This is a genomic window from Nonomuraea sp. CX421, assembly GCF_059358955.1.
In genome coordinates this window covers 12,690-34,407 of the sequence record NZ_JCADBK010000017.1, presented here as the reverse complement: position 1 = coordinate 34,407, position 21,718 = coordinate 12,690, and the positions used below count along the sequence as shown (strand labels likewise).

Here is a 21,718-nt window from a genome sequence, read left to right as displayed (position 1 = left end):
TCTTCAGCGACAAGGGAGGCGTATCCGATGGCTGACCCCAAGGGTTTTCTCACGCACGACCGGGAGCTGCCCGCACGCCGCCCCGTTGACGTCCGCATCGGCGACTGGCGCGAGGTCTACCAGGACTTCTCGCCGGACAAGCTGACCAGGCAGGCGGCCCGCTGCATGGACTGCGGCATCCCGTTCTGCCACAACGGCTGCCCGCTGGGCAACCTCATCCCCGAGTGGAACGACCTCGTCTACCGCACCGACTGGCGCGAGGCGATCGAGCGGCTGCACGCCACGAACAACTTCCCCGAGTTCACCGGCAGGCTCTGCCCGGCTCCGTGCGAGGCGGCGTGCGTGCTGGGCATCAACTCCGACCCGGTGGCGATCAAGCGGGTCGAGGTGGAGATCATCGACCGCGCGTTCGCCGAAGGCTGGGTCGGGCCGCAGCCGCCCTCCCGCAAGACCGGCAAGCGGGTCGCGGTCGTCGGCTCCGGGCCCGCCGGGCTCGCCGCGGCGCAGCAGCTCACCAGGGCCGGTCACGACGTGGTGGTGTTCGAGCGCGCCGACCGGATCGGCGGTCTGCTGCGCTACGGCATCCCCGAGTTCAAGATGGAGAAGCGGCACATCGACCGCCGGCTCGCCCAGATGCGGGCCGAGGGCACCGAGTTCCGCACCGGGGTCAACGCCGGCGTCGACGTCACGGCCGCCGAGTTGCGCGAGCGGTTCGACGCCGTGGTGCTGGCCGGTGGCGCCACCCGGTGGCGCGACCTGCCGGTGCCCGGACGCGAGCTGGGCGGCATCCACCAGGCGATGGAGTACCTCCCGCTGTCGAACAAGGTGCAGGAGGGCGACCTGCGCGAGTCGCCGATCTCGGCCAAGGGCAAGCACGTGGTCGTGATCGGCGGCGGGGACACCGGCGCCGACTGCATCGGCACGGCCATCCGGCAGGGTGCCGCGTCGGTCACCCAGCTGGAGATCATGCCTCAGCCGCCCGCCTCCCGGCCCGGCAGCCAGCCGTGGCCGACGTTTCCCATCCTGTTCAAGACGGAGAGCGCGCACGAGGAGCTGGAGGACGCCGGCGGCCGGCGGGTGTACGCGGTCTCGACCGTGGAGTTCGTCGGCGACGAGTCCGGCAACGTCCGCTCGCTGCGGCTGGTCGACGTCGAGGGCCCGCAGAACGGCTTCAAGCCGGTTCCCGGCACCGAGCGGGAGATCCCCGCGGAGCTGGTGACGCTCTCCATGGGCTTCCTCGGCCCGGAGAAGGGCCCCCTGCTGGAGGACCTGGCGGAGGCGGCCGGCGACGGCTTCTACGACGCCCGGGGCAACGTCGCGCGCGACAAGACGTACATGTCCAGGGTCGAGGGGGTCTTCACGGCCGGCGACATGGGCCGCGGCCAGTCGCTGATCGTCTGGGCCATCGCCGAGGGCCGCGCCGCCGCCTCCGGCGTCGACCGCTACCTGACCGGCGAGACGGCGCTGCCGTACCCGATCCCGCCGACCGCGCGACCGCTCGTCTGACGAGCCGCCGTGAACGCCCGCCCGGGGTCCCTCCGGGCGGGCGTTCGTCGTCGTACCGGCGACACCGGACGCGGCGTAGGTAAAAGCGCTCTGGAAGGGGCTTTGTCCGCTCTTCACGGCACCTCTAATGATCTACCTCGATGTCAGGAAACTGTCAGCTGTGCCGTAAATTGCAACGTAAGTCTGCCTCTCGGTTGCATCGCCCGATGGGCGCGGGGAAGATGCATTTTCTGCTGATACGCGAAGAATGGGGGAAGAATGCGGCGAGTCGCCTCCTGCCTGGCGGCCGTGGCCACCGCGGTCTCAGTGGCCGCCTGTGGATCCCCCGGCACCCCCGGCAGAGTCACGGCCGACCCGCCCACCACCCCCGAGACGAGCTCGCCGAGCGCGCCCCGGACCGCCTCGCGCGCCGGCCAGTATCTGGTCTTCTACGCCGCCGGCCGGCAGAGCGAGGCGGTCGCGGCCGTCAGGCGCGCCGGCGGTGAGACCACCGGCGGTGACACCAGGCTCGGCTACCTCATGGCACAGGGCGACGGAGACGCCTTCGTGCACGGCCTCGGCTCCGACCAAGCCATCGTCGGCGTCTCGCCGGACCGGCGCGTCGGCTTCGCCGCCGGCCGGCCCGTCGCCGGCACCTTTCCCGACGAGTCGTCGATCACCAGGGCGAACCCGTCCGGCGAACCGCTCGCCCCCCGCCAGTGGGACATGAAGATGATCGGCGCCGACCGGGCGAACACCAAGGTCCCCGGCAACAGGAAGGTGCTCGTCGGCGTCATCGACACCGGCATCGACGGCAAGCACCCCGACATCGCCCCCAACTTCAACCGCGAGCTCAGCCGCAACTTCGTCACCGACAGGCCGAAGGACGAGAACGGCGACACCCTCGACGGCGCCTGCGAGGTCAGCACCTGCAAGGACCCCGTCGACCAGGACGACGACGGCCACGGCACGCACGTGGCCAGCACGATCGCCTCGCCGCTCAACAACATCGGCATCGCCGGCGTCGCCCCCGGCGTGCAACTGGTCAACATCCGGGCCGGGCAGGACTCCGGCTTCTTCTTCCTCAAGCCCAGCCTCGACGCGCTCGCCTACGCCGCCGACATCGGCGTCGACGTGGTGAACATGAGCTACTACGTCGACCCTTGGCTGTTCAACTGCGCCGGCAACAAGTCCGACAGCGAGAAGGAACGCCTCGAACAGCGGGCCATCATCACCGGCATGCAGCGGGCCGTCGACTACGCCCGCGGCAAGGGCGTGACGCTCATCTCCGCGCTCGGCAACGGCGCCACCGACCTCGGCAAACCCGCCGTCGACAAGGACAGCCCCGGCTATCCGCGCGGCTCCGAGCGGATCCGCAAGATCGACAACTCCTGCCTCAACGTGCCCGCCGAGACCAACGGCGTCATCTCCATCACCTCCGTCGGCCCCTCCGGGCGCAAGGCCATCTACAGCGACTACGGCGTCGAGCAGGCCGACCTGGCCGCGCCCGGCGGCGACTCGCTCGATGGCAAGGGCGGCTCGCCCACCCGGTCGATCCTGGCCGCCGCGCCCGAGGCCGTGCTCCGCGCCAGCGGCAAGATCGACCGCTCCGGCAAGCCGAAGACCGCCGACGTCGTCCGCGACTGCTCCGGTGGCACGTGCTCCTACTACCAGTATCTCGACGGCACCTCGATGGCCGCCCCGCACGCGACCGGCGTCGCCGCCCTCCTGATCAGCCGCTTCGGCAAACCCGGCACGGGCGGCGTCACCCTCGCCCCCGCCACCGTCGAGAAGCTCCTCTACCGGACGGCCAAGCGGAAGGCGTGCCCGTCGCCCCGGGCCTACGCCTACGAGGTCTACGGGGAGGTCGACACCCACACCTGTGAAGGCGCTGCGTCCAAGAACGGATTTTACGGCAGGGGCATCGTGGACGCCTGGCAGGCGGCTACCGTCAAACCATGATGTATCGCCTCATCGCGGACGCCGCGATGGTGGTGCACTTCGCGTTCCTCGCCTACCTGGCACTCGGCGGGTTCGTCGCCTGGCGCTGGCGGCGTACGATCTGGGCTCACCTCGCGGTCGTCGGCTGGGGGCTGATCTCGATCGTCACCGGCGTCGACTGCCCCCTCACGTACGTCGAGGACTGGGCCCGCCGCCAGGCCGGGCTGGAAGGGCTGCCGCCCACCGGCTTCATCGACCACTACCTCGAAGGCGTCGTCTACCCGGAGGCGTACACGAACGTCGCCCGTCTGGCGGTCGCCGTTGTCGTGTTGTTCTCCTACGTCGGCTACGTTCTGCGGCGTCAGTGACTGCCAAGTGGTCTGTACCAATTAAGGTAGGACTTGTGACTCGTCGCGCGAAGATCGTCTGCACCCTGGGCCCTGCCACCTCATCACCCGAACGCCTCCGCGAGCTGATCTCCGCGGGCATGGACGTGGCACGGTTCAACCTCAGCCATGGCAACCATGACCTGCACAGAGAGGTGTACGACCGGGTCAGGGAGGTGGCGGCCGACCTCGGCCGGGGCGTAGGCATCCTGGCCGACCTCCAGGGGCCCAAGATCCGCGTCGGCAGGTTCGAGGAAGGCCCCGTACGACTCGGATTCGGCGACGTCTTCGCCATCACCACCGAGGACGTCCCCGGCGACCGCGAGCAGGTCTCCACCACCTACAAGGGCCTGCCGGGCGACGTCCGCCCCGGCGACACCATCCTGGTCGACGACGGCCGCCTCGTGCTCGAGGTCACCCGCGTCGAGGGCGACCGGGTCGTCACCCGCGTCGTCATCGGCGGCATGATCTCCGACAACAAGGGCCTCAACCTGCCCGGCGTCAACGTCAGCGCCCCCGCCCTCACCGACAAGGACGAAGCCGACCTGCGCTGGGCGCTCCGCACCGGCTGCGACATGATCGCCCTGTCGTTCGTCCGCCGCCCCTCCGACGCCGACGTGGTGCGCAACATCATGGAGCAGGAGGCCGTCCGCCTCCCGCTGCTCGCCAAGATCGAGAAGCCGCAGGCCGTCGACCGCCTCCCCGAGATCGTCGAGGCCTTCGACGGCATCATGGTCGCCCGCGGCGACCTCGGCGTCGAGCTGCCCCTGGAGCAGGTGCCGATCGTCCAGCGGCGCATCATCGAGCTCTGCCGCGAGAAGGCCCGCCCGGTCATCGTCGCCACCCAGATGCTCGACTCGATGATGAGCGCCCCCCGGCCCACCCGGGCCGAGGCCTCCGACGTCGCCTACGCCGTCATGGACGGCGCCGACGCCGTCATGCTGTCCGGCGAGACCTCCGTGGGCAACTACCCGATCGAGTCCGTCGCCACCATGGACCGCATCGCCTGCGCCGCCGAGAAGGCCTCGCTGCACGCCACCCATACCCTCGAACGCATGCCCGAGACCACCGGCGGCGCCATCGCCCGCGCCGCCGCCGAGGTCGGCGCCATCGTCGGGGCCAAGGCGCTGGTGGCGTTCACGATGTCCGGCGAGACCGCCCGCCGCCTCGCCCGCTACCGCTCGCCGATCCCGCTGCTCGCGTTCACCTCCGCCGCCCACGTACGCGGCCAGCTCTCCCTGACGTGGGGGGTCGAGACGTTCCAGGTGCCGTTCGTCCACCACACCGACGACATGGTGCGCCAGGTCGAGGCCTCGCTGCTGTCCCTCGGACGGCTGGAGAAGGGCGACAAGGTGGTCATCGTGGCCGGCTCGCCTCCCGGCACCCCCGGCTCCACCAACGCCCTGCGGGTCCACACCATCGGCTCCGCGGTCTCCCACGCCAGCTGAGCCCGCCAGTGAGCCCGGCACACCGGCCCGGCACCAGGCGGGTGCCGGGCCCGACAGGGTCAGTTCTGGTGCAGGGCCTCGTTCAGCTCGATGCCCGTCCCAGCGCGGCGCACCGCCTCGACGGCGCCCGTCTGGGAGTTGCGGCGGAACAACCATCCGCCGGCGCCCGACAGCTCCCCGGCCTTGACCGTGGCGCCGTCCGGCAGGGTCACCTTCGTGCCGGCCGTCACGTACAGGCCGGCCTCCACCACGCAGTCGTCGCCCAGCGAGATGCCCACCCCGGCGTTGGCCCCCAGCAGGCAGCGCTCGCCGATGGAGATGACCTGCTTGCCGCCGCCCGACAACGTGCCCATGATCGAGGCGCCGCCGCCCACGTCGGAGCCGTCGCCGACGACCACGCCCGCCGAGATGCGGCCCTCGACCATGGAGGCGCCGAGGGTGCCGGCGTTGAAGTTCACGAACCCCTCGTGCATCACCGTCGTGCCCGAGGCGAGGTGCGCGCCGAGACGCACCCGGTCGGCGTCGGCCACGCGCACGCCCGACGGCATCACGTAGTCGACCATCCTCGGGAACTTGTCCACCCCGTACACCGTCACCGCGCCCCTGGCGGCGCGCAACCTGAGGCGGGTCCGCTCGAACCCCTCCACCGCGCATGGCCCGTGGTCGGTCCACACCACGTTCGCCAGCAGCCCGAACAGGCCGTCCAGGTTCAGCCCGTGCGGCCGGACCAGACGGGCGGAGAGCAGGTGCAGCCGGAGATAGGCGTCGTGCGCGTCCACCGGCGCCTCGGAGAGCTTGGCGATGCCGGTGCGCACCGCCACCGTTTCGACGCCTCTGGCGGGGTCGGAGCCGATCAGCGAGGCCAGCTCACCGGCCTCGGCGGCGTCGAGCCGCTCGGTGCCGACGACGGGCGGGTCGCCCAGCTCGGGCGCGGGAAACCAGGTGTCGAGCACGGTGCCGTCGGTGGCGATGGTGGCGAGTCCGACGGCGTGCGCGCCGGTCACGGTGGGATCGAAAGCAGTCACAGGCCCCAAAATACCGTCAACGAGGGGTCGCCGCCGGTCAGAGGGCGCCCAGGTCGGCCGACAGCCACCGCTCCGGCCGCATCCTGAACGTCACCAGTGCCCTCGTGTCGGAGCTGTCCACGTAGCCGGGCACCGCGTCCGGAGGCAGGTAGCGGGCCGCGATCTGAGCGAGCTCGTCCAGGGTGGTGGGCGCCGACGCCACGACGGGGCCTTCGACCGCGACGTAGCGGTAGGTAGGGCTGGCCCGCTGCGCCAGCAGCGAGAACCGGCCCGCCTTGAAGATCAGCCGGGCCTTGAGTGACTCGCCGTCGGTCAGGAACCGCACCTCCCCGCCGGGGCTGTAGTCGTACCAGACGGGGACGTTGAGCGGCCCGCGCCCGGAGCCCGCGTCGACGGCCACCGCCGCGATGTGCGACTCGGCCAGGAACGCTTCACGCGCTGCCACGCTCAACGGCATCGGGGCCCACCTCCCAGTGTCTCTCCTCGATACTTCACCGATCTTCTCGGCGGCTACTCCGCGCCATACTGCGCCATAAGCCGCATACCCGGACATCGCTGTCATCTCTTTGCCCGAAAATGTCCGCCCGCCCGCCCGCAGGTCAGTATTTCGGCCCGACGAACTCGTCCAGCCGCTCCACCGCCTCCCCGCGGCGACCGAGATCTCGTTGCGCTTGTTGTAGCGCCAGGCGACGTCGAGCAGGTCGAGCGCCTCGCCGCACAGGCCGAGGATGTCGGCCGACTCGTTCTTGAACAGGTAGCGCGGGTACGCGTACCAGCGCTCACCGCTCGGCAGCACGCGCCGGACGTGGTTGATCCCCCGATAGCCGTCGGAGTGCATCAGCCCCCTGACGAACCGCCCCGGGTGCGCGGAGACGATCTCCCGCTGCCAGTCGGCGAGCCTGATCGCCCGCCGGTGTTTGGCACCTGGCCCGTGTTGCGGGAACAGGCACGGCCAGTGCTTGGCGTAGCTCTTGACCTCGGTGCAGCCGATGCGCTGCCGGCGGCTCACGGATGAGGTGGGCATCACCCGTGCCATCGCGGCCGCGGCCTCGTCGATCAGGCCGGGCCAGGCGTCCCCGCAGAACAGGGAGAGCTGGAACACCTGCTTGCGGCAGCGCACGAGGTGCCCGTCGCCCAGATAGAGGCCGAGAAGGTGGGCGTAGGCGTCGCCGTCGAGGTCGCGGCCATGGCAGCGCGGGCAGCTGTGGCGCCGGGGATTGGGCGTCGCATGGGCGCGCCCGGCGTCGGTCCGCCATCGCCGGACCGTGCTCGCGGAGACGCCGCACAGCGCGGCGACCTGGCGATCGGGCAGGCCCTGAGCCGAGAGTCGAAGGGCGCGATCTACGGTCTCATGAGGATGCATGGGGTGAGCATGCCGATCGTCACCGACAGTTTCGGCTCGATCACAGGTGCCGGAAGCGGGATTCGAACCCGCACGCTCTTTCGAGCAGACGCTTTTGAGACGTCAGTGTCTGCCATTCCACCATTCCGGCTGATCTATCCGGACTTGTCCGGATCTATCCGTCGTGCAGGCCCAAGCGGGAACGGAGCTGCCAGGGGTGCCGACGTGGCTCTAATCTAGCGGACATCTGTACTCTTCTGCTCGTGAGTACGCAGCGACGAGTGGTGATCGCGGAAGACGAGGCCCTGATCCGCCTCGACCTCAAGGAGATGCTCCAGGAGGACGGTTACGTCGTCGTGGGCGAGGCCGGTGACGGTGAGCGGGCGATCCAGCTGGCCGCCGAGCTCAAGCCCGACCTGGTCATCCTCGACGTCAAGATGCCCGTGCTCGACGGCATCTCCGCCGCCGAGCGGATCGTGGCCGACAGGATCGCGCCGTGTCTCATCCTCACCGCGTTCTCCCAGCGTGACCTGGTCGAGCGGGCCAGGGACGCGGGGGCGATGGCCTACCTGGTCAAGCCCTTCACCAAGGCCGACCTGGTGCCGGCGATCGAGATGGCGGTCAGCAGGCACGAGGAGATGGTGGCGCTCTCCAAGGAGGTCTCCACCCTGTCCGAGCGGCTGGAGACCAGGAAGCTGGTCGAGCGGGCCAAGGGGCTGTTGATGACGGGGCACGGCTGGAGTGAGCCGCAGGCGTTCAGGTGGATCCAGAAGGCGTCGATGGACCGCCGGCTGAGCATGCGCGAGGTGGCCCAGATCGTCATCGACGACGCCGGCGAGCGCGGCTGAGCGAGTGCGGCGGCGCCGGGTTCGGGCTGTGCGGTGACCGTTTGGAGCGTTCCGTCGTCCTGTTTGGGACATTACGAATCAGCATAAAAGTCGGACAAAAGCCCCAATCGTTCTCCCGGCCAGGCATGCTGAGCTTGGAAAACGCGGCGCGGGAGATCGTTCCCGTGCCGGAATAAGGGAGTTCATTGATGATCCGCATTGCTCCGTCCGGGCGCGTGCTGGCCGCCGCCGCCGCGGCGTGCCTGGCTCTGACCGCCTGTGGTGGCGGTGGCGACACGGCCTCGCCCGCGACCGAGTCCGCCGCCGCGCCGTCCTCGGCGGCTCCGGCGGCGAAGGGTGACGGCACGCTGACGCTCGGCACGCTGTTGCCGCAGACCGGCTCACTGGCGTTCCTGGGGCCGCCCGAGTTCGCCGGTGTGGACCTGGCGGTCAAGGAGATCAACGAGGCCGGTGGCGTGCTCGGCAAGCCGGTCACGAAGATCCACAGCGACTCGGGTGACACGACGACGAACATCGCGGCCCAGTCCGTGGACAAGCTGCTGACGCAGCAGGCCGACGCCATCATCGGCGCCGCGTCGTCGTCGGTGTCGGAGTCGGTGATCGACAAGATCACGGGCGCCGGCGTGGTGCAGTTCTCGCCCGCCAACACCTCCGACAAGTTCACCACGATCGAGGACGACGGCCTCTACTTCCGTACGGCTCCGCCGGACAAGCTGCAGGGCCGGGTGCTGGGCGACCTCGTCGCGGCCGACGGCAACGACACGATCGCGATCCTGGCGATGCAGGACTCCTACGGCACCGGGCTGGCCGACCAGGTCACCAAGACGGCCGAGGAGGCCGGGGCGCAGGTCGTGGAGCGGGTCGACTACGACCCGAAGGCGGCCGACTTCTCGGCCGACGTGGCCAAGGTCAAGGCCAAGAACCCGAAGGCCGTCGTGCTGATCGGGTTCGAGGAGACCGCCAAGGTGGTGCAGGAGCTGGTCAAGCAGAGCCTCACGACCGACAAGGTCAAGTGGTACATGGTCGACGGCAACATGTCCAACACGGCGTACACCAAGATGCCCAAGGGCACGCTGACGGGCGTCAAGGGCACGATTCCGGGGGCGGCCGCGCCCGAGGCGTTCATCGAGAAGCTCAAGGGAGTCGACGCCGACCTCAACGACTTCACCTACGCCGCGGAGGCGTACGACGCGGCCAACCTGATCGCCCTGGCGGCCGAGGCCGCCAAGAGCGACGCGGGCACCGACATCGCCGCGAAGCTGGCCGAGGTCAGCAAGGGCGGCGAGAAGTGCAACGACTTCCCGTCCTGCGCCGAGCTGATCAAGGCGGGCAAGGACATCGACTACGACGGCGTGAGCGGTCCGGTCGAGTTCAACGAGGCCGGCGACCCGGCCGTGGCCACGATCGGCATCTACGAGTACTCCGAGAAGAACACCTACGCGGCCAAGGCCCTGGAGTACCGCACCGGCAACATCGAGGGTTGAGTCTCAGCCGTCCAGGCCGCACACCTCCAGCGCGAAGTGGATGAGGCGGTCCTGCTGCGGCTTGGGCGGCTGCACGATGATGACGCGTTCCTCGCCTCCGTCGACGGTGGCCCGTACGGGGAACAGGAACGCCTTCTTGGCCTCGGCGAACGCGTGCGGGTCGCAGCGGCCGGGGGTGATCACGACCGGCGTCTCCGTTCGCTGGGCGTTCGCGTCCAGGGTGATGAGGGGGCGCCGTTCGCGTTCGGGGGCGATGATGTAGTGGCTGGTGCCGTCGATCGAGTTGACGGTGACCGTGCCGGTGCCGCGGCGGCTGAGCACGAGGGTGGCCCGCGTCTTCTTGCCGTCCCGTGTCCAGGTGGGGCCGAAGGAGATGTCCGCGGCCTGCTTGATGAGGTGTTCCGAGCATTCGTCGCGCAGCAGCCTGCTGAGCAGCGGGTCGGAGGCTGGTAACGCGAAGACGACCTTGCGTAGCGGTTCGGAGCCGGTGCGGAGGCGGGCCACGACGGTGGCGGGCCGCGAGCCGGCGGGCAGGCCGTCGGGGGGGCAGGCGGCGGCGCCGAACGGGATGGGCAGGTCGGTGCGTTGGGTGCGCTTGATGGTGGCGTCGGCGGGCTCGGGCGGGACTGTGGCGAAATCGGGGGTGACGAGTTGCAGGTCGGAGAAGTAGACGGGGGTGTCCGTGGTGTTGCGGACGGCCACCTGGAGCCTGTGGACGGCCTCGTCGGAGCGCCATTGCCCGAGTGAGACGCTGACGCCTGCGGGGGGCTCCGTGGAGGGCTGGACGGGTTGCTGGGCCGCCGCGCATCCGGAAAGGAGGACGGCGGAGGCGACGAGTGCCGTGGTGCGCTTCACTCAAGGCACATTAGGCACGCATGTGCAGCTCTCGTAAGTTGAGGACTGATTACGACTCCGCATCCAAGTGCCGACAGTTCGTACCGGCATCTGGTTGGAGTACCCAGCAGTTTTGTACGTTTCCGTCATTCGTTCGGGAACGTCGGCGGTGTCGCCGGATCCCGGCCTGGAGATGAAGGAGACGCTTCATGATCCGCATTGCTCCCGTGGGGCGGGCGCTTGCTGTCGTGGCTGCCACCAGCCTCGCTCTGACAGCTTGCGGTGGTGGCAGTGACACCGCCACCCAACCATCCGATTCGGCGGCGCCATCATCGGCGGCTCCCGCGGCCAAGGGTGACGGCACGCTGACCCTCGGCACACTGCTTCCTCAGACCGGTTCGCTGGCCTTCCTCGGCCCGCCCGAGATCGCCGGTGTGGACGTGGCGGTCAAGGAGATCAACGAGGCCGGTGGCGTGCTCGGCAAGCCGGTCGTCAACATTCACACCGACTCGGGTGACACGACGACGAACATCGCGTCGCAGTCCGTGGACAAGCTGCTGGCCCAGAAGGCCGACGCCATCATCGGCGCCGCGTCGTCGTCGGTGTCGGAGTCGGTGATCGACAAGATCACGGGCGCCGGCGTGGTGCAGTTCTCGCCCGCCAACACCTCCGACAAGTTCACCACGATCGAGGACAAGGGCCTCTACTTCCGCACCTCGCCGCCGGACAAGCTGCAGGGCCGGGTGCTCGGTGACCTCGTCGTGGCCGACGGCAACGACACGGTCGGCATCATGGCGATGCAGGACTCCTACGGCACCGGCCTGGCCGACCAGGTCTCCGAGACCGTCACCGCCGGAGGCGGCCAGGTCGTCGAGCGCATCGACTACGACCCCAAGGCCGCCGACTTCTCGGCCGACATCACGAAGCTCAAGGCGAAGAACCCGAAGGGCATCGTGCTGATCGGCTTCGAGGAGACCGCCAAGGTCGTCCAGGAGCTGGTCAAGCAGGGTCTGTCGGCCGACAAGCACAAGTGGTACATGGTCGACGGCAACACCTCCAACACCAACTACGTCAAGATGCCCAAGGGCACCCTGAAGGGCGTCAAGGGCACCATCCCCGGCGCCGCCGCCACGGGAGAGTTCGAGGCCAAGCTCAAGGCCGTCAACCCCAAGCTCGAGGACCTGAGCTACGCGCCCGAGTCCTACGACGCGGCCAACCTGATCGCGCTGGCCGCCGAGGCCGCCAAGAGCGACGCGGGCACCGACATCGCCGCGAAGCTGGCCGAGGTCAGCAAGGGCGGCGAGAAGTGCAACGACTTCAAGTCCTGCGTCGAGCTGATCAAGGCGGGCAAGGACATCGACTACGACGGCGTGAGCGGTCCGGTCGAGTTCAACGAGGCCGGTGACCCGGCCGTCGCCACGATCGGCATCTACGAGTACGGCGACGACAACAAGTACCCGACCAAGGCGCTCGAGTACCGCACCGGCAACATCGCCGGCTAGGAGTTCTCGGCAGCAAGGGCCCGGTCCTCGGACCGGGCCCTTTCGCTATGCGCAGCCCGCCTTGATCTGGTCGGCCGCGGCCCTGTAGTCCTTCAGGAGCGCCACCTGACGCGCGCGTGGCACGTCGGCCCTGGCCAGGCCCGCCGTCGCCTCCTGGACGGTCTGTACGGCCGTGCCGAGGGCGTCAGGCAGGGCGGGGCCGTACTGGAGGGTGATGCCGCGGGCCTCGGCCAGCCGGCCGAGCACGGCGTTCTCGAAGTTCTGGTCGTCCTCCTCGCCGCGTGGGCGCAGCAGGAGGTCGGCGTAGCCGATGGCGGAGACCACCCGCGCGCAGGGATCGTCGGCAGGGTCGCCGCCGGTGCTGTACTGGCCGGTGCGGGCCGGGGACTGCTGGCAGCCGGCCAGCAGGGGGAGCAGGATCGCCAAAGCCGCTAAACGTCTCACGGCGCCCATTAAAACGGCGAAGGAGCCCCGTGAGGAGCCCCTTCGCCGGTGGGATGAGGTTCAGGCCTTGGCCAGGGTGCCGAGGTAGAGCTCGATCACCTTGGGGTCGTTGGCCAGCTGGCGGCCGGTGCCGGTGTAGGCGTTGCGGCCCTGGTCGAGGACGTAGCCGCGGTGGCAGATCTGCAGGCAGCGCCTGGCGTTCTGCTCCACCATGATGACGGTCACGCCGGCCTTGTTGATCTGCTGGGCCTGGATGAACACCAGGTCCTGCAGCTTGGGCGACAGGCCGGCCGAGGGCTCGTCGAGCAGCAGCACGGACGGCTCGGTCATGAGCGCCCTGGCCATCGCCACCATCTGCCGCTCGCCGCCCGACAGGGAGCCGGCGCGTTGCTTGCGCCGTTCCTTGAGGGCGGGGAACAGCTCGGCGACGAACTCGAAGCGTTCCTTGAACTTGCCCGGCACCTGGAAGGCGCCCATCTCGAGGTTCTCCTCGATGGTGAGGCTCGGGAAGACGTTGTTGGTCTGCGGGACGTAGCCGACGCCCCGGGAGACCAGGGAGTGCGCCTTCATGTTCGTGATGTCCTCACCCTTGAGCACGACCGTGCCGCTGCGGATGTTGACCAGCCCGAACATCGCCTTGAGCAGCGTCGACTTGCCGGCGCCGTTGGGGCCGATGATGCCGATGAGCTCGCCTTCGCCGACGTACAGGTCGGAGCCGTTGAGGATGTTGACGCCCGGCAGGTAGCCGGCGATCAGCTCGTCGCAGCGCAGGACGGCGCTCTCGGCGCCGGCCAGGTGCGCGCTGCGGTCGGTGACGGCCGACTTCGACGCGGACGCGGATTCGGGGTCGGCGTTCACTTCTGCGTCTCCTCCTCGATCTCGGCTTCGAGCGCGGCCTCGGCCTCGTGGAGCTGCTCCTCGAGCTCGCTCTCCGACAGGGGGGCGTCGTGGTGGGCGCCGAGGTAGGCGTCGATGACGCGCTCGTCGGACATGATCGTCTCGGGGGGTCCCTCGGCGATCACGTGGCCCTGGGCCATGACGATCACCCAGTCGCTGATGTCGCGCACCATGTCCATGTCGTGCTCGACGAACAGCACGGTCATGCCCTGCTCGCGCAGGTCCTTGACGTGGCCGAGCAGCGACTGGGTCAGCGCCGGGTTGACGCCGGCCATCGGCTCGTCGAGCATGACCAGCTCGGGCTCGACCATGAGCGCGCGGGCCATTTCCAGCAGCTTGCGCTGGCCGCCGGAGAGCGAGCCGGCGAAGTCGCCGCGCTTGGCGTCGAGCTTGAACCTGGTCAGCAGTTCGTCGGCCCGCTCGGTGATCGCGTCCTCCTGGCCCTTCCAGAAGGCGGGCAGGAGGGCGCGCCAGAAGCTCTCGCCCTTCTGGCCCTGCGCGCCCAGGCGCATGTTCTCCAGCACGGTGAGCTTGGACAGCGCCTTGGTGAGCTGGAAGGTGCGGACCATGCCGGCGCGCGCCACCTTGTGGGCGGGCACGCCGTTCATGCTGCGGCCGTTGAACGTCCACTGGCCGGAGTCGGCCGTGTCGAAGCCGGTGAGCTGGTTGAAGAACGTGGTCTTGCCGGCGCCGTTGGGGCCGATCAGGGCGGTGATGGAGCCGCGCTGGACCTCGACGTGCTCGACTTCGACCGCGGTGAGGCCGCCGAAGCGGCGCACCACGTTGTCGACGACCAGGATCGGGTCGGGCTTGGGCACGCCGGGGTCGCGGGCGAGATCCTTGAAGGCGGCCAGCGCCGCGGCCTTGCGTTCGGTGGCGGTTGTCTCAGCGTGCATCGATTGCCATCTCCCTCTTGTCCCCGAAGACGCCCTGTGGCCGGTAGACGAGCAAGAGGATCAGCCCCAGTCCGACCAGCAGGTAGCGGAACGGGCCGACCTGCGTGGAGTCCATGAAGGTGATCAGCCCGGACTCGACCGCGCCGCTGAGCACGCCGTTGACCAGTACGAGCAGCACCCAGAAGATCATCGAGCCGACGACGGGGCCGAACACGCGGGCGGCGCCGCCGAGGATGACGATCGTGTAGGCGAAGAAGGTGGTCTCGGTGCCGAAGATGTCGGGCTGCACCGAGGCGTAGGCCAGCCCGTAGATGAAGCCGCCGAGGCAGCCGATGACGCCGCCGAGGATCAGCGACTGCATCTTGTACGAGAAGACGTTCTTGCCGAGGGCGCGCACGGCGTCCTCGTCCTCGCGGATCGCCTTGAGCACGCGGCCCCAGGGGCTCTTCATGAGCAGGAAGACGATGAGGCAGGACAGGGCCACCAGCGCCCAGCCGACGACCAGCACCCAGAGCACCCGCTCGTTGAAGCTGAGCCAGCCGAAGCCGTACGTCCCGGGAGAGAAGGGGTTCATGGCGTAGAAGCCGTCGGAGAAGCCTCGCCGGCCGTCGGAGCCGCCGAAGACGTCCTTGAACGCCACCGAGCGGAAGACGAGCCTGACGATCTCGGCCGCCGCGATGGTGACGATGGCCAGGTAGTCGGCCCGCAGGCGCAGTGTGGGGATGCCCAGGAGGAGGGCCAGCAGGACGGCCGAGAGCAGGCCGACCCCGATGCCCACCCAGAAGGGCAGTCCGAGCACGGTGACGGTGACGGCCAGGCCGTAGCCGGCGACGGCCAGGAAGGCCGACTGGCCGAAGTTGAGCAGGCCGGTGTAGCCGAAGTGGATGTTGATGCCGATGGCGGCGAGTGCGTACCAGACCGTCTCGACGCCGATGGCCGCCTTGACGGTGGTGGAGATGATCGTGATCCAGTCCATGGTTCCCCCCGTCAGCCGATCCGCTCGCGGCGGCCCAGGATGCCCTGCGGCCGGAAGAGGAGCACGATGATGAGTACGGCCAGCGCGCCCACGCTCTTGAGCTCTGGTGGCACCCACAGTGTCGACAGCTGGATGAACAGGCCGACGATGAGCGAGCCGACGAGCGCGCCGAACGCGGTGCCGAGCCCGCCGAGCGTGACGCCGGCGAAGATGAGCAGCAGGATGTCCTGGCCCATGGTGAACTTCAGGTTCTGCGACAGGCCCAGCATGATGCCGGCCAGCGCGGCGATGGCGCCGCCCATGGTCCAGATGATGCGGATGACCCGGTCGACGTTGATGCCGGAGGAGGAGGCGAGGGCCGGGTTGTCGGCCACGGCGCGGGCCGCCTTGCCGGTGCGGGTGCGCATCAGCGCGAGGCCGACGATGACGAGGACCAACAGCTCGATGCCCATGGCGACGAAGTTCTTCGGCGCGGCGGAGATGGGCCCGATCTGGATGCCCGGCTGGGCGGTGTACTGCAGGTAGGACTGGCTCTCACCGCCGAAGAGGATGAGGAAGAGGTATCTGAGGAAGATCGCCACACCGATCGAGACGATCATCATGGCGATGATGCCGGTGCCCCGTCTGCGCAGCTGGCCCCAGAAGAACCTGTCCTGCGCGTAGCCGAGCCCGCCGGCCAGGATCACCGCGATCAGGGCCGCGGGGATGAGGTGCAGGCCGATGCCCGAGTTGAAGGCGTAGGCGAGCAGGGCGCCCAGGGTGACCAGCTCGCCGTGGGCGAAGTTGGTCAGGCCGGTGGTGCCGTAGATGAGCGAGAGGCCGAGCGCGGCGAGCGCGATGATGAGGCCGAGGTTGAGGCCCTCGAAGGTGAGCTGGGCCGCCTGGTCCCAGAAGGTGCTCTGCCCGGTGGTGTCGTTCTCGCCTCCGGGGCCGGCGCCGCCCTTGGCCTGCAGAGCGAAGAGCACCGCGGCGGGGTTGCCCTCGAAGACCGTCGGGTTGCGGACGTTGTTGCCACCCCGGACCTCGGTGTCCTGGGGAAGAGTGCTGACATCCAGTGTGACCTTGTATTTCCCCGGCTTGTCGACGGGGACCTGCCACGTGCCCTGGGCGTTACTGGTGACCTCCGCGACGGGTTGTCCGCTCTCTGTGGTCACGACGATTTTCACGCCGTTCACTGGCTGGCCTTGGTACGTGAGTGTCCCTCTCAGGCTCTGTTCCGGTGCCGCCGCGTAGGCGGGCGCGGAGAGAAGCAGGAGAACGAGTCCACTCAGGAAGGCCGTGAACGCGATCACGGCTCTGCGCAATGGTGCTCCCTCAGTAGGTCAACGGGGGGTTGCCCCTCCAGCTTGAACACGCGGGCATCGCAGGCACATCTGGATGCTGGCGGGAGCCTATTCCGCGAACGCCCGGTTCAGTATCGTTCGTCACCAATTAGTGACATGCGTGTGTCACTGATGTGAGGTGGCAAGGCGCAGGTCAGGGGCTAAATAACCGGATACGCCTGGTGTGAGATCGGGCGAACATGAACGAATGCCGATCGGAACGCGAAAGAGCCCGAGGGGTGGCCTTTGGGACCATGCAAGGCTTCCCCGGCCTCACACGTTATCTACTCGGCCCCCCCGCGGGCTCTGCTCGGACAACCGTAGCGAGCCGTGGGGTGCGTGTGCAAAGGGCGCACGGAAGTCGCGTGGCGTTCAGCGATCACGCAGCATGCAGGTCAGCCGGGACGTGCAGACGCGTCGTCCCTGCTCGTCGAGGATCTCGATCTCGTAGCTGGCCAGCGTGCGGCCGCCGTGCAGCCGGGTGGCCACGCCGGTCACGTGCCCCGAGGTCGCCGAGCGGTGGTGGGTCGCGTTGATCTCGATGCCCACGGCGACGCGCTCGGGCCCCGCGTGGACCGCGGCCCCCACCGAGCCGAGCGTCTCGGCCAGGGCCACCGAGGCGCCGCCGTGCAGCAGGCCGTACGGCTGGGTGTTGCCCTCGACCGGCATCCGCCCCACCACCCGCTCGGCGCTGATCTCAAGGAACTCCACGCCGATGCGCTCGGCGAGGGTGCCCGCGTGCACGGCGGCGTACGCGGTGAGTTCTGTGGGATCGGTCTGTGTCAAGGGGATGCCTCCAGACGTTCGAGCTCGGGTTTTCTGTCGTAGTCGCAGACTAGGCTGCTGGTGTGCCGAAGAGTGAAGTGACCCCCAGCCGCCCGTGCCTGCTGCTGCTCGACGGGCATTCCCTGGCCTACCGTGCGTTCTACGCGCTCAAGGACGCCAACCTGATGACCACCGACGGTCAGCACACCGAGGCGGTCTACGGGTTCACCTCGATGCTGACCAACATCCTGCGCGACGAGCGGCCCTCGCACGTGGCGGTCGCCTTCGACCGCTCGGAGCCGACGTTCCGGCACGAGGAGTACGCCGACTACAAGGCCAACCGCAGCGAGACGCCCGAGGACTTCCGCGGCCAGATGCAGCTGATCTACGAGCTGCTCGGCACGCTGCGCATCCCGCACCTGTCCAAGCCGGGCTTCGAGGCCGACGACCTGATCGCCACGCTGGCCACGCGCGCCTCCGCCGAGGGCATGGACGTGCTGATCGTCACCGGCGACCGCGACGCGCTGCAACTGGTCGACGAGCACGTCACGGTGCTGATGACGCGCCGCGGCATCAGCGACATGACGCGCTTCACCCCCGAGGCGGTCCAGGAGAAGTACGGCCTGACCCCCCAGCAGTATCCCGACTTCGCCGCGCTGCGCGGCGACCCCAGCGACAACCTGCTGAGCATCCCCGGCGTGGGCGAGAAGACCGCCGCCAAGTGGGTGCGCGAGTTCGGCTCGCTGACCGCGCTGGTCGACCGGGTCGACGAGGTCAAGGGCAAGGTCGGCGACAAGCTGCGCGACCACGTCGCCCAGGTGCTGATGAACCGCCGGCTCACCGAGCTGCTCCGCGACGTCGCGCTCGACGTCGATCTGGCCGACCTCAAGCAGGGCGGCTGGGAGCGCGAGGAGATCAACAAGCTCTTCGACACCCTGCAGATCCGTGGCGAGCTGCGCGAGCGGGTGTTCAAGACGCTCGGCACCGGCGAGCAGGAGCCCGAGCTGGGCTTCGAGGTCGAGACCGTCATCCTCGGGCCCGACCGCGTGGCCGGCTGGCTGGACGCGCTGCCGGCCGGCCGCGCGGGCCTCGCCTTCAAGGGCGCCTACGGCAGCGGCACCGGCCGCATCGACGCCATCGCCATCGCCTCGCCCGACGGCACCGCGGCCCACATCGATCCCGCCAAGCTCACCGAGGCCGACGAGGCGGCGCTGCGCGCCTGGCTCGCCGACGACTCCAGGCTCAAGGCCGTGCACGACGCCAAGGGGCCGATCCTCGCCCTGTGGGCGCAGGGCATGACCCTGCGCGGGTTGTCCTGCGACACCGCGCTGGCCGCCTACCTGGCGATGCCGGGCCAGCGCACGTTCACGCTCGAAGACCTGGCCAGGCGCTATCTCAACCGCGACCTGCGCGCCGAGCAGGAGTCCGACGGGCAGGCCGCGCTGTTCGGCGACGACGACGACGCCCCGGCCAAGGACCTCGCGCTGCGTGCCCACGCCGTGCTGGAGCTGGCCGAGGCGCTGGAGGGCTTCCTGGCCGGCCGCGGCGGCACCCAGTTGCTCACCGACGTGGAGCTGCCGCTGCTGAGCGTGCTGGCCGAGATGGAGCGGGCCGGCATCGCCGTCGACGGCGAATACTTCGCCGCGCTGGAGGCCGAGTTCGGCGCCGCGGTCAAGCACGCGGTGGAGGAGGCGCACCGGGCGGTCGGCGAGCAGTTCAACCTCGGCTCGCCCAAGCAACTGCAGGAGATCCTGTTCGGCAGGCTGGCGCTGCCGAAGACCAAGAAGATCAAGACCGGCTACAGCACCGACGCCGACCAGCTGGCCTGGCTGGCCACGCAGACCGACCACGAGCTCCCGGTGATCATGCTGCGGCATCGCGACCAGACCCGGCTGCGCACCACGGTCGAGGGTCTGATCAAGGAGATCGCCGACGACGGGCGCGTGCACACGACCTTCAACCAGATCATCGCCGCGACGGGCCGGCTGTCGTCGGAGAAGCCCAACCTGCAGAACATCCCGATCCGCACCGCCGAGGGCCGCCGCATCCGGCAGGGCTTCGTGGTCGGCGAGGGCTACGAGACGCTCCTCACCGCCGACTACAGCCAGATCGAGCTGCGCATCATGGCCCACCTGTCGGGCGACGAGTCGCTGATCGAGGCGTTCGAGTCGGGCCACGACTTCCACCGGGCGACCGCGGCCAGGGTGTTCAACCTGCCGCCCGAGCAGATCGACGGCGAGCTGCGCGCCCGCATCAAGGCGATGAACTACGGCCTGGCCTACGGCCTGTCCGACTTCGGGCTGTCCGGCCAGCTCAACATCCCGGTGGCCGAGGCGCGGGCGCTGAAGGAGGAGTACTTCCAGGAGTTCGGCGGGGTCCGCGACTTCCTGCACGACATCGTCCGGCAGGCGCGCACCGACGGCTACACCGAGACCATCATGGGTCGCCGCCGCTACCTGCCCGACCTGACCAGCGACAACCGGCAGCGGCGCGAGATGGCCGAGCGGATGGCGCTCAACGCCCCCATCCAGGGGTCGGCGGCCGACATCATCAAGGTCGCCATGCTCCACGTCCGGCAGGCCATCGGCGAGGCGGGGCTCTCCTCCCGGATACTGCTGCAGGTCCACGACGAGCTGGTGTTCGAGGTGGCACCGGGCGAGCTCGACCCGCTCACGCGGCTCGTGTGCGACCAGATGAACGCCGCCTACCACCTGCGGGTGCCGCTGGAGGTCTCGGTCGGCGTCGGCCGCACGTGGGAGGACGCCGGCCACTGAGGCCGTTCCGGTCGGGCGCGGAGATCGCCGCCGCGCCCGGCTGATCGGGTCTGGACTAGGCTGTAAGGCCGATTCCACCCGAACGGTACGGGAGTTCTGTGCGGTTATCAGCGTCCCCCACGCGCATCATCGGCATGGCCAACATCGTGGTGGTGATTCTCGCGATCATCGGGCTGATGGTGATCCCCTCCTCCGGGCAGGCGCCCGCCCGAGGGCACACCGCGGCCACGGCGCAGCCGCAGCCGTCGGCGTCGCAGCCGTCGCAACCGCCCATCGACGACCGGCCGCCGGGCGTGGTGGCCACCCCCGAGTTCGCCCGCCAGGTCAAGGCCAACGAGGCCGGCCTGGTGCCGGTCCTGATGTACCACCGGATCCTGAAGAAACGCCATGCCTCCATCGACCGCACGCCCGAACAGTTCAAGCGGGAGCTCGAACGGCTCGCCAAGCGCGGCTACGCGCCGATCACCGCCGGCGAGTTCGCCACCGGCGACGTCCGGGTCCCGGCCGGCAAGTTCCCCGTCGTGCTGACCTTCGACGACGGGCACGAGAGCCACTTCGGGCTCGACGCGAGCGGCAATCCCCGTCCTGACACGGCGGTCGGCATGATCCTCGATGTGGCCAGGAGATACCCGTCGTTCCGGCCCGTGGCCACGTTCTGGGTCAACCGCGAGCCGTTCGGGCTGCGCGACGCGGGGCAGCAGGCCGCGGCCGTGCGCTGGCTGACCGACCACGGCTTCGAGGTGGCCAACCACACCTGGTCGCACGCCAACCTGGCCGCCGTGCCGAAGAAGAAGGTCCGCGAGCAGATCGCCCGGCTCGAACGTCTGCTGCACAGGCTGGGGGGCAGGCCGTCCACGACCATGGCCCTGCCGTACGGGATCCTGCCGAGGCCCAAGAAGCTGGCCCGCGCCGGCCGCTGGGACGGCACGGCCTACGACTTCGACGGGGTCTTCCTGGCCGGAGCCGAGCCGTCGGTTTCGCCATACGCGAAAAATTTCGACCGCGGCGCGATCCAGCGGATCCAGAGCAACGGCAAGAAGGGCGAATGCCGCACCTGGTGTTCGCAGTACTGGCTGGAGTGGCTCGACCGCCATCCCGGTAGGCGCTACGTGTCCGACGGCGACCCGGATCGGATCTCCGTGCCACGGCGACTTCGCGGTAATATCGCCCCCAAGCGGCATGGTCAGGTCATCGCCTACTGAATCGGTGCGCATGTGTGGCCTGGATTGACCCCGCGCCCTAGGTCTCATATGCTGATCGCTGCGCTGTGGGCTCGCGCGCGCCTCAGACGGAGCGGGCTCGCGCTCGGTCACGTCGATGTCGTAACTCCTCGGCTTGATGCGGAAGAG

At 69.3% G+C, this 21,718-nt stretch carries 18 protein-coding genes and 1 tRNA gene; 9 read left to right on the top strand and 10 right to left on the bottom strand.

Annotation, left to right across the window (positions count from 1 at the left end; all coding sequences use genetic code 11):
• The first annotated feature begins 27 nt into the window (after window positions 1-27).
• From AC5L3X_RS26840 to pyk, 4 genes are all read left to right on the top strand, one after another.
• The gene (locus tag AC5L3X_RS26840; protein ID WP_494860536.1) at window positions 28-1,506 is read left to right on the top strand and encodes a glutamate synthase subunit beta; all 1,479 of its coding nucleotides are present in this window, start codon (window positions 28-30) and stop codon (window positions 1,504-1,506) included.
• Between the two features lie 258 nt (window positions 1,507-1,764).
• Complete coding sequence (locus tag AC5L3X_RS26835) at window positions 1,765-3,447, top strand: S8 family peptidase (protein ID WP_494860534.1); 1,683 nt, start codon at window positions 1,765-1,767, stop codon at window positions 3,445-3,447.
• The gene (locus tag AC5L3X_RS26830) at window positions 3,444-3,794 is read left to right on the top strand and encodes a DUF2784 domain-containing protein (RefSeq protein ID WP_494860532.1); all 351 of its coding nucleotides are present in this window, start codon (window positions 3,444-3,446) and stop codon (window positions 3,792-3,794) included. The genes AC5L3X_RS26835 and AC5L3X_RS26830 overlap by 4 nt, the downstream gene beginning before the upstream one ends.
• A 35-nt stretch (window positions 3,795-3,829) precedes the next feature.
• On the top strand, window positions 3,830-5,260 hold the full coding sequence (gene pyk / locus AC5L3X_RS26825) for a pyruvate kinase (RefSeq protein WP_494860530.1): 1,431 nt from the start codon (window positions 3,830-3,832) through the stop codon (window positions 5,258-5,260).
• 59 nt (window positions 5,261-5,319) lie between these two features.
• Here pyk and dapD read toward each other — a convergent pair whose 3' ends face one another.
• The 3 genes from dapD to AC5L3X_RS26810 form a co-directional block, all read right to left on the bottom strand.
• On the bottom strand, window positions 5,320-6,285 hold the full coding sequence (dapD, locus tag AC5L3X_RS26820; RefSeq protein ID WP_494860528.1) for a 2,3,4,5-tetrahydropyridine-2,6-dicarboxylate N-succinyltransferase: 966 nt from the start codon (window positions 6,283-6,285) through the stop codon (window positions 5,320-5,322).
• A gap of 37 nt (window positions 6,286-6,322) precedes the next feature.
• Entirely contained in the window at window positions 6,323-7,648 is a 1,326-nt protein-coding gene (locus AC5L3X_RS26815; RefSeq protein WP_494860526.1) for a helix-turn-helix domain-containing protein, read from the bottom strand.
• A 47-nt stretch (window positions 7,649-7,695) separates the two neighbouring features.
• Window positions 7,696-7,778, bottom strand: a tRNA-Leu gene (locus AC5L3X_RS26810).
• A gap of 112 nt (window positions 7,779-7,890) precedes the next feature.
• On the opposite strand from AC5L3X_RS26810, the gene AC5L3X_RS26805 reads away from it, so the two are divergent.
• Window positions 7,891-8,475, top strand: a complete 585-nt coding sequence (locus AC5L3X_RS26805) for an ANTAR domain-containing response regulator (protein WP_225263720.1) — start codon at window positions 7,891-7,893, stop codon at window positions 8,473-8,475.
• Window positions 8,476-8,663: 188 nt separating this feature from the next.
• Window positions 8,664-9,959: an ABC transporter substrate-binding protein gene (locus tag AC5L3X_RS26800; RefSeq protein WP_494860525.1), complete on the top strand. Its 1,296-nt coding sequence runs from the start codon at window positions 8,664-8,666 to the stop codon at window positions 9,957-9,959.
• A 3-nt stretch (window positions 9,960-9,962) separates the two neighbouring features.
• On the opposite strand, the gene AC5L3X_RS26795 is transcribed toward AC5L3X_RS26800, so the two are convergent.
• A complete protein-coding gene (locus AC5L3X_RS26795; protein WP_494860524.1) occupies window positions 9,963-10,814 on the bottom strand; it encodes a putative periplasmic lipoprotein in 852 nt (283 codons plus the stop codon).
• Window positions 10,815-11,002: 188 nt separating this feature from the next.
• Between AC5L3X_RS26795 and AC5L3X_RS26790 the strand changes: the two genes are divergently transcribed.
• On the top strand, window positions 11,003-12,295 hold the full coding sequence (locus tag AC5L3X_RS26790; protein ID WP_225263721.1) for an ABC transporter substrate-binding protein: 1,293 nt from the start codon (window positions 11,003-11,005) through the stop codon (window positions 12,293-12,295).
• A gap of 45 nt (window positions 12,296-12,340) precedes the next feature.
• Here AC5L3X_RS26790 and AC5L3X_RS26785 read toward each other — a convergent pair whose 3' ends face one another.
• The 6 genes from AC5L3X_RS26785 to AC5L3X_RS26760 all read right to left on the bottom strand — a co-directional run bounded on the left by AC5L3X_RS26785 (window position 12,341) and on the right by AC5L3X_RS26760 (window position 17,616).
• Entirely contained in the window at window positions 12,341-12,739 is a 399-nt protein-coding gene (locus tag AC5L3X_RS26785; protein ID WP_494860522.1) for a hypothetical protein, read from the bottom strand.
• Window positions 12,740-12,799: 60 nt separating this feature from the next.
• Complete coding sequence (locus tag AC5L3X_RS26780) at window positions 12,800-13,597, bottom strand: ABC transporter ATP-binding protein (protein ID WP_189126580.1); 798 nt, start codon at window positions 13,595-13,597, stop codon at window positions 12,800-12,802.
• Window positions 13,594-14,532 carry an ABC transporter ATP-binding protein gene (locus AC5L3X_RS26775; protein ID WP_189126579.1) on the bottom strand — a complete coding sequence of 313 codons (939 nt, stop codon included), beginning with the start codon at window positions 14,530-14,532 and terminating at the stop codon, window positions 13,594-13,596. The genes AC5L3X_RS26780 and AC5L3X_RS26775 overlap by 4 nt, the downstream gene beginning before the upstream one ends.
• Window positions 14,522-15,508 carry a branched-chain amino acid ABC transporter permease gene (locus tag AC5L3X_RS26770; RefSeq protein WP_189126578.1) on the bottom strand — a complete coding sequence of 329 codons (987 nt, stop codon included), beginning with the start codon at window positions 15,506-15,508 and terminating at the stop codon, window positions 14,522-14,524. Before AC5L3X_RS26770 ends, AC5L3X_RS26775 begins: the two co-directional genes overlap by 11 nt.
• 11 nt (window positions 15,509-15,519) lie before the next feature.
• Window positions 15,520-16,662: a branched-chain amino acid ABC transporter permease gene (locus tag AC5L3X_RS26765; RefSeq protein ID WP_494860521.1), complete on the bottom strand. Its 1,143-nt coding sequence runs from the start codon at window positions 16,660-16,662 to the stop codon at window positions 15,520-15,522.
• 540 nt (window positions 16,663-17,202) lie between these two features.
• Window positions 17,203-17,616 (bottom strand): PaaI family thioesterase, encoded by a 414-nt coding sequence (locus tag AC5L3X_RS26760; protein WP_189126576.1) that lies wholly within the window; start codon window positions 17,614-17,616, stop codon window positions 17,203-17,205.
• A gap of 62 nt (window positions 17,617-17,678) precedes the next feature.
• Here AC5L3X_RS26760 and polA point away from each other — a divergent pair, with 62 nt between their 5' ends.
• A complete protein-coding gene (gene polA, locus AC5L3X_RS26755) occupies window positions 17,679-20,369 on the top strand; it encodes a DNA polymerase I (protein ID WP_189126575.1) in 2,691 nt (896 codons plus the stop codon).
• Between the two features lie 134 nt (window positions 20,370-20,503).
• Window positions 20,504-21,571, top strand: a complete 1,068-nt coding sequence (locus AC5L3X_RS26750; protein WP_494860520.1) for a polysaccharide deacetylase family protein — start codon at window positions 20,504-20,506, stop codon at window positions 21,569-21,571.
• The last annotated feature ends 147 nt before the right edge of the window (window positions 21,572-21,718 follow it).